A 12,770-nucleotide genomic window follows, 5' to 3' on the forward strand; every position below is an offset into this window, starting at 1 on the left:
TCGAGCTTTTTGCAAAATACAGCGTATGCTTATAATGAGCGTGGCTGGCTGAAAGGTAGCAGTTCAGATCAGTTTAGTATGAAGCTGAAATATGATGATGTCACTGTTCCGCAATACAATGGTAATATTGCAAATCAGGATTGGGGCTCAGGAGTAAGTTTCACAAATGTTTATACGTATGGGTATGATAAATTGAACCGTTTGTTGAGCGGCAGCAGTACCGGCGTTGCGATGGCAGAGGTGCTTACGTATGACGTGATGGGGAATATCAAGACGATGAACAGGGATGCAGGAGGTGCTGGAACTTACAATTATACTGGTAACCAGTTGACCAGCATTACGAGCGGGCCGCTGGCAACAGGTACATATGTATACAATGGAAATGGAAATGCGACTACGGATGGAAGAACGGGTGTGGTATTGACCTACAATGTGCTGAATCTTCCTGCTACGGCGACCAAATCTGGATTAAGTTTGGCTTATACCTATGATGCATCTGGAAATAAGCTGAAGAAAGTAAGCAATGGAGTAACGCGGGAATATGTAAGTGGTATAGAATATAATGGAAGTACAATCGACATTATCCACACTGAGGAAGGTATTGCCAGGAATAACAGCGGCACTTACAGCTATGAATATAATCTTTCAGACCATTTAGGTAATGTGAGGTATAGTTTCCATAAGAATCCTTCGAGCGGCTTACTTGAACGCTTACAGAGTGATGATTACTATGCTTTTGGAAAAAGAAATTCAGGTTCTCCAGTTTCTGTAAATAATAAATATCTTTATAATGGCAAAGAGGTTCAGGATGAACTTGGTGAGCAATATGATTACGGGGCGAGATTCTACGATCCTATAATTGGAAGGTGGAATGTGGTGGATCCGTTGGCAGAGAAAATGCGGAGGCACTCTCCTTATAATTATGGGTTTAATAATCCGATAAGGTTTGTGGATCCGGATGGGCGAAGTCCTGAAGATAGTACTGATGATCCAGGAAAAAGAGTAATAGTAACTATCACAGCAGTTAGCACAATAAAGTTAAATAATGATTTAAAGAAAGCAACTGGCGTACCGGCAGCTTTATTACGTGAAGCCACTGGTGACAAGCTTGTCAGTTCTACTACATTTAGCGCAACTGTTGGAGACGGAAAAGTTTCTGATGCATCGATAAGTAGAGAACATTCAGTTTTGCCAACACATCCTGGTGGGCATAAAGTGCCATTTGGACTTGGAGAGGGATTGGACCCCACGAAAAGCAATCAGGGTAATGTTATTCAAGGAGAAAACGGAGTTGTCGGATCAGTTTCCAAATATGAAGCCCAGATAGGTACTGCAGGTCAAATAGTAGGAAAGACTTTTGTGCAGATGCAGTTACCATAACTCAAACTATAGGTATAGCCCTAGATCCAAGTGGCAACGTAAAAATATCAACCAATGCGAGTACCTTTCCTTCAACGAATTATAATATATCAATAACTACAATTAATGAAGATGGTACCAGTTCGAATAAAGCATTTACAACTACATTTACACAGTCTCCTGTTGACAAAGCAACTAAGCATTCTACGTTTTCAACTGCTCAAAAGCCTCAGGTTATCGATTATAATATTAATAGGCAAAAAAAATGAAAAGACTTAACCTTATAGCAGTAACAATTATGAGCCTGCTGTTCTCGTGTTCTAATAAAAATATTAAGGAAATTATAAGTGAAAATCTAAAAAAAACTGAAAATTGGAAATTAGGTGACGATATTCCTTCTTTCCTTTTAGAAAATGAGTATTCCAACACCTATTATCATGAACTCTATGAGTATGGTGGATTAGCAAATGTTGCATTAATTAATCAAATTAAAGACAAAGATCTTTTGCTATCGATAATCGGATCTTGTAATCAAATTATTGATAGCAAACCCAGGATGCAAGTACTGGAAGACATTGACTTTGGAGAAAATCGACTTTTTGATATGCTGTATAATTATTCGACCCGTCAAATCGCAATATTACGGTATAAGATTTTATATGGTCCAAAAGAGCTAGCAACACAAATAGAAAATTTGAATCCTGTTTGTAAAGGATTGAACTTAGACACAATGAGATTAATAAACAGTATTAAATATTCCGAAAATCAGCAGGCATCTCTTGGGTTTATTATTGATATTGAGCGGACAAAATTAAATAAACCATTAAAAGTGGATACGTTAAAAATGGAGAAAATAGCATCTCAGGTTTTGTTTGATGCCTCAGCAAAGTTGACATTTAAGAAAATAGATTTGATTTCTAAAGAGATGATTAATTCAATAGTGGAGTTAAATCCAAATGATACTTTTAAGATTGATTACACGGGGCCATATATTTTCGATACGGATATCGATCGGCTCACGATTAGTAAAGGAACCAGAAGTGTAAAACTATCTTTTCGAATACGCAAAGTTTATTAATGATTGCCGAGTAGCTATTTGAAAAAGGGAGTTTTAAGAGAATTGGAAATTGTGAAATAGGACAATATCAAATTATAGAAAACATCGCCCGTTATGATGAGGTCGATTTTTAAACAAAAATGTTCATTTAAAAAATATAATTGAATTGTGAAGCCCGGGCAGATATCCGGGCTTATTCATTTGATTTTATCTTCTTGGAGATCCTGACAGAGTTGCCAATGGCAGATGTTTATAGCGGTTTCATATCTTGATTCCGGATCCATTACCAACAACGTTAACTTTAGTGTGAGATCCTAATAAATTTGCTTCTCAATTTTTTGAGGTCAAGGTGACGCGCACGAGTTCATGAAGGAGTATTAATTATGCGTATTTGTCAAAAAGATAAGCGTTTTTGGCTTACTTAAAGGCGGTTTTCAGATAAATCTCACCTCTGTTTCCTCAGCTCCTTCAGCCCAATTACTGCGTTTATTACTCATTTAAAACGTTTGCATAAAATAAATAATTCTGATTTTTTGTGGTTATATCAGTTTAGTTTACTTAATTTCGGGCGATTAATTTTTTAACTATAAAATATGTGTGGAATAGTTGGTTACATCGGCCATAGGGATGCCTGGCCTATAGTACTAAAAGGACTTAAACGATTAGAATATCGCGGATACGACAGTGCTGGTATTGCACTCATCACCGATGAGGGCCTGAATATTTACAAGAAAGCAGGTAAGGTACAGGAACTGGAAAACTTTGCCGAAGGTAAAAACCTGTCTGGTACAGCAGGGATAGGTCACACGCGCTGGGCTACCCATGGGGCTCCGTCTGACAGGAATTCACATCCTCATACTTCCAACAATGGAAAATTATCCATCATCCACAATGGAATCATAGAAAACTATGCTACGCTTAAAGAAGAACTTCAAAGTCGCGGTCATGAGTTTAAAAGCGATACCGACACAGAGGTATTGGTTCACCTGATCGAAGACATTTATATCTCTGAACAGATCGATCTTTTTGAAGCAGTAAGGTTAGCGCTCAATGAAGTTACCGGAGCTTATGCCATTGTGTTGATGGATGCAGAACAACCTGACCAGCTGATCGCTGCAAGGAAAGGCAGTCCGATGGTGATCGGTGTGGGCGACGGTGAATATTTTATCGCCTCGGATGCAACGCCGATTGTTGAGTATACGAAAAACGTAATCTACCTGAATGATAACGAAATCGCTTATGTAAGGCGTGACGAACTGGTGATCAAGCGCCTCGATAACGTAGTGCAGACCCCTTATATCCATGAACTGGAATTGAAGCTGGAGATGCTGGAGAAAGGTGGATATGAGCATTTCATGCTGAAAGAGATCTTTGAGCAGTCACGTTCTATCCGTGATTGTATGCGTGGCCGTATCTATCCCAATGAAGGAAAAGTACAACTGGGCGGAATCAAGGAATATGCAGATAAACTGAAAAATATAGACCGCATCATCATCGTTGCATGCGGTACTTCGTGGCATGCGGGACTGGTTGGGGAGTACCTGATCGAAGAATATGCAAGAATCCCCGTAGAGGTGGAGTATGCTTCTGAGTTCAGATACAGGAACCCGATCATTACTGAGAAAGATGTCGTGATCGCCATTTCTCAATCGGGAGAAACAGCAGATACCATGGCAGCTATAGAAATGGCTAAGGAAAGAGGAGCAACTATATTTGGCGTTTGTAATGTGGTTGGTGCCTCTATTCCGAGGCTTACTCATGCCGGTGTTTATACCCATGCCGGTCCTGAGATAGGCGTAGCCTCTACCAAAGCTTTTACTGCGCAGGTGACTGTGCTTACGCTGATGGCATTTTATATGGCGCAGCAAAAAGGTACGCTGACCAATTCAAAACTGGTTGAGCTACTTACTGAGCTGGACCTTATTCCTGAGAAAATAGAGAAGGCACTGAAGTCGGACACAATGATCAGGGAGATCTCTGAGAAATTTAAAGATTCGAGAAACTGTCTTTTCCTTGGAAGGGGCAGTGGATTTCCGGTAGCACTGGAAGGTGCATTGAAACTGAAAGAAATCTCCTATATCCATGCAGAAGGATATCCTGCGGCAGAAATGAAACACGGGCCAATTGCCCTAATCGATGAGGAAATGCCTGTTGTAGTGATCGCGACCAAGAATTCTTCTTATGAGAAGGTAATCAGCAATATTCAGGAGGTGAAAGCCAGAAAGGGTATTGTGTTGGCTATTGTCACTGAAGGCGATACTGAAGTGAGAAAAATGGCAGATTATTGTATTGAAATCCCAGATGCAAGCGAGGCATTTTTGCCTTTGCTGGCTACCATCCCCCTACAATTATTATCGTACCACATTGCAGTACTGAGAGGCTGTAACGTAGATCAGCCAAGAAATCTGGCAAAGTCGGTTACAGTGGAATAAAAAATAAAAATAAGCAGCAGCCTGAAATAGGGCTGCTGCTTATTCAAATGGTACTTGTGCAAGCCAAAATCACTGAATGTTTTGGTGAAGTATTGAGCAAACAGACCAGATAGGAGGGTTATGTGCTGAAAGTATCTCAAAAAAGTATCGACATCAAGGCCAATACCAAGGCGGGGATCGTTTACGCCATGCAATCGCTGCTGCAAACGCTTCCTCAGGTGAGAACTAATGCCGCCCTGACGGTTCCGGTAATGGAGATTACAGATTATCCGAGGTTCAAATGGAGAGGGATGCACCTGGATGTGAGCCGTCATTTTTTTACGGCAGATATGGCACCTTGTTGATGATTAGGGCTGGAGAATAGAAATAAAAAAATACCCTGAACTGACGAAAACCGGAGCCTGGCGGGTAGATCAAAATGACAAAGTATGGGGCGACAGACCTCAGGCAAAAGCAGGGGAAATACCTTCTTATGGAGGATATTATACAAAGGATCAAATCAAAGAAATTGTGGCTTATGCTGCGACAAGGAATGTAACTGTGGTTCCAGAAATAGAAATGCCCGGGCATGTGGCGTCAGCTATCGCTGCTTATCCTTCTTTGAGCTGTAGCCAGAAGCATTAACTACCGATGACAGGAGGTAACTATACCGGTATGTCATCCAATTACTGTGCGGGCAATGAGGAGGTATTTAGTTTTCTGACCAATGTGCTGGATGAAGTTCTTGAATGTCAGGCCAGGATAAAAGATGAGCACCTTAAAGATGAAAATGAGCTGCAAAGTTATTTCATCACAAGAATGGGAAAGTACCTGATCGGTAAAAAAAGAAAGATGATCGGTTGGGATGAAATCCTGGAGGGTGGACTGGCTCCTGAAGCGACTGTGATGAGTTGGAGGGGGGAAGCTGGCGGTATAGAAGCGGCTAAAATGAAGCATGATGTGATCATGACTCCCGGTAATCCGGTTTATTTTGATACCTATCAGGCTGGGCCTGCCGGGGAGCCTGTAGCCATCGGCGGCTTCAATACTCTAAAGAAAGTATACGATTATGAGCCGATACCAAAGGAATTAAATAAAGACGATGAAAAGTATGTATTGGGCGCACAGGCGAATGTTTGGACAGAGTTTATCACCACTACAGAGCATCTTGAATATATGGTTTTGCCGAGGATGCTTGCCCTTGCGGAAGTAGTATGGTCTCCTAAAGAGAACAAGGACTTCGTAGATTTCAGCAAGCGCCTTCCTTATCATTTCAGAGGTTTTGAGCAGAAAGGGTTTCATTACAGTCCGGGTAATTATACCGTGGTTATAAAACCTTTTTCGCAAAATGGTAAGTTGCTCGTAGATCTTTCCTCAGAAATGCTGAATGCAGGTATCTACTACACTTTGGATGGTTCTGAGCCAACATTGGAAAGCAATAAATACAGCAGTCCATTCCCTATAAATTCTTCCGCGCTATTGAAAGCCTCGATAGTTTTGAATGGAAAAGTGATGGGCTACAAGCCCGCCGAGCAATCATTCGTGATGCATAAAGCGGTAGGTAAGGATGTGAAATATGCAAATCCTGTAAACAGGTATTATCTGGCAGATGGACCCAATTCGTTAACCGATGGTGTAAAAGGAACTAGTGCGGTAGGTAAATATTGGCATGGCTTTAATGGGACTGACCTGGTTGCTACTATAGATTTGGGTACAGACCAGAGGATTAAAACCGTTAGTTTGGGTTGCCTGCAAAATTACAACGACTGGATTTTCCTGCCTCAGCAAGTGAAATTTGAAATGTCTATAGATGGTGTAAACTACACCGAACTTGCCATCGTCAATAACACAATACCTGTGGATCAAAAATTCTCTATCAAAGATTTTAAAGCCGAGTTTCCGGAAAGAAAAGCGAGGTTTGTGCGGGTAACTGCTAAAAATCTTGGTGTTTGTCCTCCAGGTCACAGCGGTGCAGGAAAACCAGCCTGGTTATTCGCCGATGAGATCGTTGTGAATTAAGATTATAGAATATTTCCGGAAAGTTATATCTATTGTGTTGGTTTTTAGTAGATTGTCGAAAAATTGAACCGAACGATGGAAAAGGAATGGAATGATGAGGATTGGCATGAGCTGGCCAGTCAGTTAAGTGAACCACAAGGTGATGCAGGAATAAAAACCGGAGAAATGATGGCCTCATCAAACGAAAATATGATCTTTCGAACGATAGATTTGCTTGGACTGAGAGCGAATGAAGAGGTCTTGGAGATAGGACATGGTAGTGCCAGCCATTTGAGCACCCTGATGCGTAAAGCATCTGGTCTTGAATATACTGGTATCGATATATCGCTGACCATGATCGAAGAAGCAAAACGCATCAATACAGCTTTTATTGAATCCGGCTCAGTATCTTTTTATCTTTCCGACGGTTTGCATATCGACTTTTCCGATAACCAGTTTGACAAGATCTTCACCGTAAATACATTGTATTTTTGGAAAGATCCAGAGGCTTACGCAAAAGAGATCTATAGGGTGTTAAAACCAGGAGGACGTTTCTGCCTGGCTATCGCAACTAAAGACTTTATGGAAAAGCTGCCATTTACTAAATGGATCTTTCAATTGTACGACAGGCCGATGGTAGAAGAACTGTTAAGTGCCGCAGGTTTTTCTATTCAATCTGTTGCAGAAGAGAAGGACTTCGCAGTCAGCAAAACAGGAGAACAGGTAGAAAGAGACATCATCATTGTCACAGCCGGTAAATGATACACTGCTACAAACGCGGAGTAAACATAAACCCGAACCCAACAAAATCTGCTTCTGTTTTATGCACGTAGATCTTGGCCTGCACTGCAGCCCAGTCCAGCAGGTTATACTTCATGCCGGCGGTCCAGTAAGTATGGTTATCGCGGTAACTGTTGTAATGTAAATAGTAACCATACTTTACCATCAGGGCAAGTTTACCCATCCAGATGTCAGGTCCGAGGGCCATTCCGACACGCCAATGGTCGTAGGAAGTGGCGTAGGACTGATAAGTTTGTCCGAAATTAGCAGGGTCGAAAACAGAATGGTAATAGACTGCGTCAACACCGGTGCTCAGTGCCAGGATAGGATTTAAGCGGTAGTTGTATCCGGTGTAAAGCCCTGTTCTGAAGTAACCATCTTTACTTTGATATACCCCTCTTCTTCCTATATTGACTCCAATGTCTACACTATGTTTCTTATAGCTTTCTTCTGCACTGCTGATATTTTCAGAAGGCTTAGCGGGAGTATTTAGATATTGTATGATGCCAAGGCTCAGACTTGAGGAGTTGATCCCGTTGTTAGGTACACGAAATGCCGCGTTGGAATAGTGGAGCACATCGATCCCTGCAGCTAATTGTGTGGCAGGACTGAGGGCTGTTGTTACTTTTAACGATGCCCTTGAAGTAAAATTGATGTGGCCACCTATAAGCGGGTTCTGATTGGTGAAGAACGTTTCCCCGGCATAACCCAATCCAAACGCTGGAGAGAACAGGAATTCAGTTTTACCTGCTTTTAATAAGGAAATATTTAACCCGCCCAGTAAGGCATATGAATCTCCAAAAAGGCCTTTCCTGGCATCCCCGTCTATTTTAATATTGCTCATATTCTTGTAATTGAATACGACATCTATGCTTTTGAGGTGCATGGCTTTCATCCATGCTGTGGGATTATTTTCGGTGTTGATGTGGTACAATAACTCTCCGCCGTAGGCCGTTCCGGTCAATTTATGCTGTGCTGTAAAAACTCCTACAGAAAACTGCGGACTAAACTCTATGCTGTTTTTGGGTTCTTCCTGCGCTTTAATTGTAAAAGCAGTTGTCAATAGAATGAATACTGTTGATAAAGGTTTAAACATGGATAAAAATAAATAATATTGCAGTTCTTTTAGTAACTTAAGTTGAATTTAAATCCGCTCATAGAATGAAAAAATTTTATACTCTTTCATTTGCCTGCTTAATGGCATGTTTTTGTTTAAATGCAATGGCACAAGAACAGCCGGGCTTACGTGAGCGGGCTGATCAGTTGTACAGAGAATATAAATATGCAAATGCCTCAAAAATTTATCTGAAACTTACGGATAATAAAAAGCCAAGGCTTCAGGATATGGAAAGACTGGCGGAGTGTTACCGAAAGATGAACAATTATGAGGATGCAGAGAATTGGTATTCGCGGGTAGTCGCTGTGCCGGAAAGCAAGCCTGAAAACTTGTTGTATTACGGGGAAGTCCTAAAAACCAACTCGAGGTATGATCAGGCGAAAAAAGTGCTTCAGGATTATGCAGCAAAAACAGGCGACATGAAACGTGTAGCGAATGATATTTCAGGATGTGATTCAGCCCAGGTGTGGATGGCATATCCAACACCACACAGCATAAAAAATGAGGCTACTGTAAATACCACCAATGCAGAATTCTCTGCTTTTCCGATCGGTGATAAGATCTATTATACCGCAGAGCCTAATGAAAGCATTTTAAGTAAAACCTATGGCTGGACCGGCAATTCTTTTCTTAAAGTTTATACAGCCGGGCGTGCTGCCGATAATACACTTTCTTCAGCTGCGGTTGCGGGAAATGACATCAATAGCGAAACTTACCATGTAGGTCCGGTCGTTAGCAATAAAGCAGGTGATGTATTGTTCATTACCAGGACATATCCCGGAAAAAATGGAGAACTGAGCAAGGAAAACAACAACAAGTACAAAACCAATAAACTGGAGTTATATATTCAGAAAAAAGTAAATGGAGCGTGGTCGAAGCCGGAAGCTTTTGCCTATAATGATGTAAAAAAATACTCCGTCGGACATGCTTCTTTGTCTCCGGATGAAAAGATACTTTATTTTGTTTCGGATATGCCCGGCGGACAAGGTGGTACGGATATATGGTATGCCCAACTTGGTGCCGATAGTAAGTGGGGAACTCCGGTAAATGCCGGGAATCTAATCAATACGCCAGATAACGAAATGTTCCCCTCTTTCGGTACTGATGGGACATTATTCTATTCAACAAACGGGTTGCCTGGTATGGGTGGACTCGATGTTTTTAGCTCGAAAGGAAAAGCTGCTCAATGGAGCAAACCACAGAATCTAAGGTATCCTGTAAATTCCGCGGGGGATGACTTTGCTTTTATTGCTAATGAAAGTTATACTTCAGGTTACCTTTCTTCCAACAGAAAAGGGGGGAAAGGGAATGATGACATTTATTCCTACAGTTATGTGAAACCACGCATAGTTCTGGCATTAGCCGGAATAACCTATAACAAAAAGACTGGCGAAAAACTTCCTGATGCTGCGGTAACCTTGTATAGCGGAGGTCGGACCATCGTAGCAAAACAAACGAGCCAAAGTGACGGCACTTTTTTCTTTGAACTGGAAAAAGCTGCTGACTATAATGTTTTGGCTTCTAAGACTGGTTTCTATGCAGATTCAGCAAAGGTTAGCACCAGAGGTATCGAAAAATCGGATACCCTGCATGTATCTTTATACCTGAACCCACTATTTGAGAAAGGAAAGATCCTGGCCCTTGAAAACATTCACTATGATTTTGACAAGGACAATATTCGTCCTGATGCAGCAAAAATATTGAATGAACTGGTGCGTACGATGCGGGATAATCCAACCCTTAGCATCGAGTTGGGCAGTCATACTGATTCACGTGGCGTGGATATCTACAATCTTGACCTTTCTCAGCGTAGAGCAAGGTCTGTTGTCAATTACCTGGTTTCCCGTGGTATTGCGCGCGACAGGATGGTTGCTAAAGGATATGGTGAGACGATGCTGCTTAACCGTTGTGCAAATGGTGTGAAGTGTTCAGGAGCAGAGCATCAGGCTAACCGGAGGACAGAATTTAAGATTCTTGAATACTAAAAACTCAAATAGGCTATAAATGAAAAAGGGGAATGTGATTAAACATTCCCCTTTTTTATGGGATTGACTTGCTTATGAAGCAATAGTCGCGGTAGTTCTGCCTACAGCAATCTTCTTAATGGTCGCAATAATTGCATTGGTATCATAACCACAAAGGTTCCAGAGTTCCGCTTGCTCACCATGTTCTACAAATTCATCAGGAATACCTAAACGGATTACCTGAGCATTATATTTGTGATCTGCCATGAATTCCAATACTGCACTACCCATACCGCCCTGCAAGCAGCCATCTTCAACGGTGATGACATTCTTGTAGCGGGTAAATACGTCGTGCAATAGCGCTTCATCAAGAGGTTTTACAAATCTAAGGTCGTAATGAGCCGGATGTATGCCTTCGCTGTTTAGTTCTTTACAAGCTTCTACAGCAAAATTACCGACATGACCGATGGTCACTATCGCTACATCCTCTCCGTCACATATCTTCCGGCCTTTACCAACCTCGAGAACTTTTAGCGGACGTTTCCAATCTACCAACACCCCGTTTCCTCTTGGATAACGAATAGAAAAAGGCCCCATATTTTCCGTCTGCGCTGTGTACATCAGATTTCTGAGTTCTTCCTCATTCATCGGTGCTGCCACTTTCATATTCGGGATACTGCGCATGTAGGCCAGGTCGTAAGCGCCATGGTGCGTAGCGCCATCGGCTCCTGCGAGACCTGCACGGTCAAGACAAAAAACAACGTTTAAGTTTTGTATGGCTACATCGTGGATCACTTGATCATAAGCCCTTTGCATGAAGCTGGAATAGATGTTGCAAAATGGAACGAGCCCTTGCGTGGCCAATCCCGCAGAAAAGGTAACCGCATGTTGCTCCGCAATGCCCACATCAAAAGCGCGGTTTGGCATCGCTTTCATCATGATGTTCATAGATGAACCCGAGGGCATCGCAGGTGTTACACCCACAATCTTTTTGTTTGCCTCAGCCAGTTCCACAAGGGTATGGCCGAAGACATCCTGATATTTAGGGGGCTGTGGCTTCTCTACAGGAGATTTTTTGATTTCGCCTGTAATTTTATCGAACAAACCAGGGGCATGCCACTTGGTCTGGTCTTTTTCTGCCAGCGCAAAGCCTTTGCCTTTTACTGTTACACAATGCAGCAGTTTAGGGCCGGGAATATCTTTAAGGTCTTTGATTACCTGGGCAAGACGTACTACATCATGGCCGTCAACGGGACCAAAATACCTGAAGTTTAAAGCTTCGAAAAGGTTGCTCTGCTTCAATAAAGTACCTTTAATGCTCTTCTCAATCTTCTTCACAAACTTGTGCGCGTTAGGCCCAAGCTCCGAAAGTTTGATCAATACGTTAGAGATGTCATCCCTAAAGCGGTTATAGGATTTTGAAGTGGTAATGTTTGTTAAATATTCTTTCAGTGCACCGACATTAGGGTCGATGGACATGCAATTGTCGTTCAGGATGACCAACAGGTTTGAATTCTCAATTCCCGCATGGTTCAATCCTTCAAATGCCAATCCGGCCGTCATCGCACCATCACCAATTACTGCGACGTGCTGACGATCTGTTTCTCCCTTGTAGTGAGAAGCAACAGCCATGCCCAATGCAGCTGAGATAGAGGTTGAAGAGTGGCCTACGCCAAAGGTATCGTACTCGCTTTCGCTGATTTTAGGGAATCCGCTGATTCCGTTTAATATCCGGTTTGTATGGAAAACAGATTTGCGTCCGGTGAGTATTTTATGTCCGTACGCCTGGTGGCCAACATCCCATACCAATTTGTCATAAGGTGTGTTTAATGCGTAATGAAGTGCTACAGTGAGCTCAACAACACCGAGACTAGCCGCAAAATGTCCACCATTTACACTCACAACATCAATGATGTACTGACGCAGTTCTTTACAGATTTGCTCCAGATCTTGTTCCTTATACTGCTTTAAATCAGTAGGATAGTTGATGTTTGTTAGTAATGGACCATTAATGTCTTCCATGCAGTAATTTATCGAATAGAAGTACAAAGTAAGGTATTTTGTTGCCAAACTAAGAAGGAAAA

At 41.9% G+C, this 12,770-nt stretch carries 10 protein-coding genes; 8 read left to right on the plus strand and 2 right to left on the minus strand.

The annotated features are described in order from the left end of the window. The 7 genes from FA047_RS16135 to FA047_RS16155 form a co-directional block, all read left to right on the plus strand. On the plus strand, window positions 1-1,380 hold a 1,380-nt coding region (locus tag FA047_RS16135; RefSeq protein WP_136837127.1), incomplete at its 5' end, for an RHS repeat domain-containing protein. A gap of 244 nt (window positions 1,381-1,624) precedes the next feature. Further along, window positions 1,625-2,437 carry a hypothetical protein gene (locus FA047_RS16140; RefSeq protein WP_136837128.1) on the plus strand — a complete coding sequence of 271 codons (813 nt, stop codon included), beginning with the start codon at window positions 1,625-1,627 and terminating at the stop codon, window positions 2,435-2,437. Window positions 2,438-3,009: 572 nt separating this feature from the next. Beyond that, on the plus strand, window positions 3,010-4,848 hold the full coding sequence (glmS, locus tag FA047_RS16145) for a glutamine--fructose-6-phosphate transaminase (isomerizing) (protein WP_136837129.1): 1,839 nt from the start codon (window positions 3,010-3,012) through the stop codon (window positions 4,846-4,848). Window positions 4,849-4,970: 122 nt separating this feature from the next. Continuing rightward, entirely contained in the window at window positions 4,971-5,192 is a 222-nt protein-coding gene (locus FA047_RS20895) for a glycoside hydrolase family 20 zincin-like fold domain-containing protein (RefSeq protein WP_225872757.1), read from the plus strand. A 40-nt stretch (window positions 5,193-5,232) separates the two neighbouring features. After that, on the plus strand, window positions 5,233-5,472 hold the full coding sequence (locus FA047_RS20900; RefSeq protein ID WP_262710000.1) for a family 20 glycosylhydrolase: 240 nt from the start codon (window positions 5,233-5,235) through the stop codon (window positions 5,470-5,472). A 6-nt stretch (window positions 5,473-5,478) separates the two neighbouring features. Further along, the gene (locus FA047_RS16150) at window positions 5,479-6,846 is read left to right on the plus strand and encodes a glycoside hydrolase family 20 protein (RefSeq protein ID WP_225872758.1); all 1,368 of its coding nucleotides are present in this window, start codon (window positions 5,479-5,481) and stop codon (window positions 6,844-6,846) included. Between the two features lie 75 nt (window positions 6,847-6,921). Continuing rightward, window positions 6,922-7,587, plus strand: a complete 666-nt coding sequence (locus tag FA047_RS16155) for a class I SAM-dependent methyltransferase (protein WP_136837130.1) — start codon at window positions 6,922-6,924, stop codon at window positions 7,585-7,587. 7 nt (window positions 7,588-7,594) lie between these two features. Here FA047_RS16155 and FA047_RS16160 read toward each other — a convergent pair whose 3' ends face one another. Further along, the gene (locus FA047_RS16160) at window positions 7,595-8,701 is read right to left on the minus strand and encodes an acyloxyacyl hydrolase (RefSeq protein ID WP_136837131.1); all 1,107 of its coding nucleotides are present in this window, start codon (window positions 8,699-8,701) and stop codon (window positions 7,595-7,597) included. Window positions 8,702-8,826: 125 nt separating this feature from the next. Here FA047_RS16160 and FA047_RS16165 point away from each other — a divergent pair, with 125 nt between their 5' ends. Continuing rightward, window positions 8,827-10,707 (plus strand): OmpA family protein, encoded by a 1,881-nt coding sequence (locus FA047_RS16165; protein WP_169304434.1) that lies wholly within the window; start codon window positions 8,827-8,829, stop codon window positions 10,705-10,707. Between the two features lie 72 nt (window positions 10,708-10,779). Here the strand turns inward: FA047_RS16165 and dxs are convergent, their stop codons facing one another. Continuing rightward, window positions 10,780-12,708, minus strand: a complete 1,929-nt coding sequence (dxs, locus tag FA047_RS16170; RefSeq protein WP_136837133.1) for a 1-deoxy-D-xylulose-5-phosphate synthase — start codon at window positions 12,706-12,708, stop codon at window positions 10,780-10,782. Window positions 12,709-12,770 lie beyond the last annotated feature (62 nt).

This window comes from Pedobacter frigoris (genome assembly GCF_005116445.1).
GTDB lineage: Bacteria > Bacteroidota > Bacteroidia > Sphingobacteriales > Sphingobacteriaceae > Pedobacter > Pedobacter frigoris.

Bases quoted from the DNA above. Each gene is read 5' to 3' on its own strand.
- FA047_RS16165 (WP_169304434.1), top strand. From the start codon at position 8,827: ATGGCACAAGAACAGCCGGGCTTACGTGAGCGGGCTGATCAGTTGTAC.
- FA047_RS16140 (WP_136837128.1), top strand. From the start codon at position 1,625: ATGAAAAGACTTAACCTTATAGCAGTAACAATTATGAGCCTGCTGTTC.
- FA047_RS16150 (WP_225872758.1), top strand. From the start codon at position 5,479: ATGACAGGAGGTAACTATACCGGTATGTCATCCAATTACTGTGCGGGC.
- FA047_RS16155 (WP_136837130.1), top strand. From the start codon at position 6,922: ATGGAAAAGGAATGGAATGATGAGGATTGGCATGAGCTGGCCAGTCAG.
- glmS (WP_136837129.1), top strand. From the start codon at position 3,010: ATGTGTGGAATAGTTGGTTACATCGGCCATAGGGATGCCTGGCCTATA.
- dxs (WP_136837133.1), bottom strand. From the start codon at position 12,708: ATGGAAGACATTAATGGTCCATTACTAACAAACATCAACTATCCTACT.
- FA047_RS16160 (WP_136837131.1), bottom strand. From the start codon at position 8,701: ATGTTTAAACCTTTATCAACAGTATTCATTCTATTGACAACTGCTTTT.